Below are 3,169 nucleotides of genomic sequence, written 5' to 3'. Positions count from 1 at the left end.
GGGGGCGGGTTCCGGTGTCCGCGGAACCCGCCCCCTGGCCGCCCTCGCCCTGCGGTGAGGCGTCAGGCCGCGTCCTCCTCCGCCGGTTCCTCGATCTCCTCGGCCAGCCCGCCCTTCTCGTTCGCCGCCACCTTGAAGCTCAGCAGCGTCCCCGGCGCGAACCGCTGGACCGCCGAGCGGGAGGTGAAGACGTGGTGACTGTTGCCCAGCCGGTCCTGGACGCGCAGCCAGCCGTGGGCCTTGCCCTCGGGCAGCTTCAGGGTGCCTTCGGCGTAGTCGTCGACGAGGAGGATGCCCACGGCGTGGCGGTTGCGCTCACCGTCGACCCGTCCCGTCGCCACGAACACGATCCGGCTGCCTACCCGCAGGGACTCCCCGGCGTCCTCCGGGTAGACCAGGTGGCCGGCACGGAAGTAGAAGTCCTCGCCGGACCGGGAGTCGCGGACGAACCCGAAGTTGGCGTCCGGCTTCCAGCAGGTCACCTCCCCGGAGTGCCGCTCCTCCAGAGCTCCTTGACGCTTGTCCTGAGCCCCCGGACGCTTGTCCTGGGTCCCCGGACGCATGTCCTGGGCCGGCTGCCGCTTGTTCGCCGAGCGCTCGACGGGGAGCCGGGTGGTCCCGGGCGGCGAGGACGGGGCCTGTCGCATGCGGTCGGTGTTGCGGGTCACCGCCTCCGACTTGAGCCCGTACAGCTGCTGGTCCCAGAGGATCTCGTAGTACTCCACCGGCTGGTCGAACCCCTTCAACGGGGCCCGCTGCACGTCTCCCTGGTACTGCTCGGGGGCGCGGCCGAGGGCGATGCCGAGCCGACTGGCGATCTTCATGACGTTGGCCGCGGACGCCGTGGCCCGGTCGACGAAGATGGCCTTCGGGGAGGCCGCGTCGCACAGGCGCTTCGCCTTGTCGACCACCGTGCCGACGTAGTCGTGGCCGCCCGTCGGCGTGGTGAAGGCGACGACCGAGCCCGTGCCGACGCCGATGCTGCAGGTGAAGTCGATGACGCCCCTGGCCCCCGTGCGGCCCTGGTTCGCGTCGTGGACCGCCTCCTGCACGGACACGGCGACGTTGACGGCGTCGGTCGCCCGGTCGCTGTCGAACGTGATCATGATGCCGTCGCCGAGGTACTTGATCTCCGCCTCGGAGTCCGCCTGCACGGCGAGAGCGGTGACCGTGTCGTACAGCCAGCCGAGGGCGGGCAGCCAACTCGCCTCCGGCTGCTGCTCCTTCATGGCGGTCGAGCCCACCTGGTCGATGAACAGGACGGTGCGCGCTTCCCGGGACTGCGGCTCGGCGAACGCCTCACGGAGCTGAGTGGCCATGTCTGTCACCCTTCGGTGCGATGTGGTGTGCTGCGGACGGGAACGGGGCTCAGTCGGCCTCCGACACCTCCTAACGGACACGAGGCCGAGCACCCCGCGCAGTGCCGCCGCTGACCGCTGTCGCGCACCGCCCGGACGCCGTCCGCCGCCGTTGACACGGTGGTGACCGGCCGTCATAGTGACGAGACCGCCTCACCGCGGCCGAGCACTTCGCTCCTACTGTGCTGTGCACAGGACACGTTGGCCCTACGGGCCGGCCCCACGCATGTGGGCTTCCTCATCCCCAGGGAACGTGTCATGTCGAAGTCCAGCTCCTTCTGCACCGCCCCCGACACCTGCCTGCCGCGCAGCGCGAACATCGTCTGGGGCATCACCCGCCAGGCCCGGCAAGCCCTCCACGAGACCTGCCGGACGGGCCCCTGTCATCGCCCCGCGCCGTTCGGGACGGCGGACCCGACGGCGATCCGCCCCCGCGACGTGTGCGAGAACGTCGGCTGCGTCGACCTCTTCATGGACGTGTGGATCCGAGCGCACTCCGCGACGCACGCCCGGTTCCGGACGCTCGGTCCGCTCCCCGACGCCGCATTCGCCTACCTCACCAGCAGCGCCCGCACGCAGCTCGCGGAACTCAACCGCCAGGGCCGTGTGGCCAGGGGCGGGGTGGCACGGCCCCAGCGCCGCGACGGGACCGTCGGCCGGATCGCGATCTCCTACGAGGACCCCTGGTCGGCGGATGTGTTCCGCTTCCTCCTCGGCTATGCGGCCGCGTCCGGGTCCGGGTCGGGCGCCTGGCCGCTGGACACCCTCGTCTGCCGCAAGAACGCCTGGGACGGCGGCGACAGGGTGCCGGGCAGCCGGCCGGCGCGTGACGAACTGCGCGCCGACGTCGAGAGCTGTCTGGCGCTGGTCCGGCAGGTGGCGGGCGTCGGCTGGCTCCACGACTGCATCCTGCTGCCCCTGGCCAACCGCGGCACGAGCCCGTCCGTGCCGGTGGACGACGACCTGCGACCGGCCCGGACCGGAGAGGGGGAGGACGACGACGGTCTCGACGCCGCCGCGACCGTGATCCTCCAGGACCTGCTGGCCCGGACGGCCGCCGGCGTCGGAGCGGGCACGGCCCTGCGCGCCGCGGTCGAGGCCTGGCTCGGCGACGGCCCGCCTCCGGCGGCATGGGCGGCGACCCGTGGCGACGACATCGCTCTGCGACGCCTGGCGAAGCGCCTGGTGTCGGACCTCGCGCAGCAGAAGGAGGCGGCATGACCACCACCCCCCGGACCACCACCACCCGCCGCAACGGGCGCACGGTGACCGGTCCTCCGGTCGACGTCGACGCGCTGATCGAGACGACCCGGCAGGAGAACGCGCGGGCCGACACCAAGTCGGCCGCCCTCCTCACCGTCGTGGGCATCGGGTTCACCGCGTTCTCGGTGGCCGGCGCGTCGGCCGTGACGGTTCCCGTGCACGGTGTCGCCCGCTGGCTCTGCGTCGCGGCGTTGGCCGGGGTGTGCGCGGTGGCGGAGTTGCTGCTGCTGGTGGTGCGCCCGGTGCTGGGCAGGGGCGACGTGGGTCAGCGGTACTTCGCGACCTGGCGACGCTACGCCTCGGCCCCCGAACGGCTGGCGAGAGAACTCTCCGTCGACGAGGAGGCGTGCCGCACCCTGATCCAGCTGAGCGGCATCGTCTGGCGGAAGTACCGGCTCATCACGGGGGCGGTCGATCTGATGATCGCCGTCCTCCCGCTGACGGCCGTCGCCCTGTCGGTGGCACTGCTGACCCGGAGGTGACCTGCGCACGCGCCACAGCGGCACGAGCACACCCGCACCGCCGCCCAGGCCCCGGAGCCCGTACCG

At 72.4% G+C, this 3,169-nt stretch carries 3 protein-coding genes; 2 read left to right on the top strand and 1 reads right to left on the bottom strand.

The genetic code is table 11. The features are described 5' to 3' along the window. Nucleotides 1-62: 62 nt before the first annotated feature. Nucleotides 63-1,319, bottom strand: coding sequence for an adenylate/guanylate cyclase domain-containing protein (locus ACN6LD_RS42040; RefSeq protein ID WP_319189801.1), 1,257 nt, complete (start codon nucleotides 1,317-1,319; stop codon nucleotides 63-65). A 297-nt stretch (nucleotides 1,320-1,616) separates the two neighbouring features. Here ACN6LD_RS42040 and ACN6LD_RS42035 point away from each other — a divergent pair, with 297 nt between their 5' ends. Together ACN6LD_RS42035 and ACN6LD_RS42030 are read left to right on the top strand one after the other, a co-directional pair. Continuing rightward, a complete protein-coding gene (locus ACN6LD_RS42035; protein ID WP_445045922.1) occupies nucleotides 1,617-2,579 on the top strand; it encodes a hypothetical protein in 963 nt (320 codons plus the stop codon). Continuing rightward, nucleotides 2,576-3,103 carry a Pycsar system effector family protein gene (locus ACN6LD_RS42030; protein ID WP_445045921.1) on the top strand — a complete coding sequence of 176 codons (528 nt, stop codon included), beginning with the start codon at nucleotides 2,576-2,578 and terminating at the stop codon, nucleotides 3,101-3,103. Before ACN6LD_RS42035 ends, ACN6LD_RS42030 begins: the two co-directional genes overlap by 4 nt. Nucleotides 3,104-3,169 lie beyond the last annotated feature (66 nt).

The sequence above is a fragment of the Streptomyces sp. SAS_272 genome, from assembly GCF_052543235.1.
Note: the sequence above shows the minus strand (reverse complement) of the source record. Positions and strands in the feature narration are given on the sequence as shown.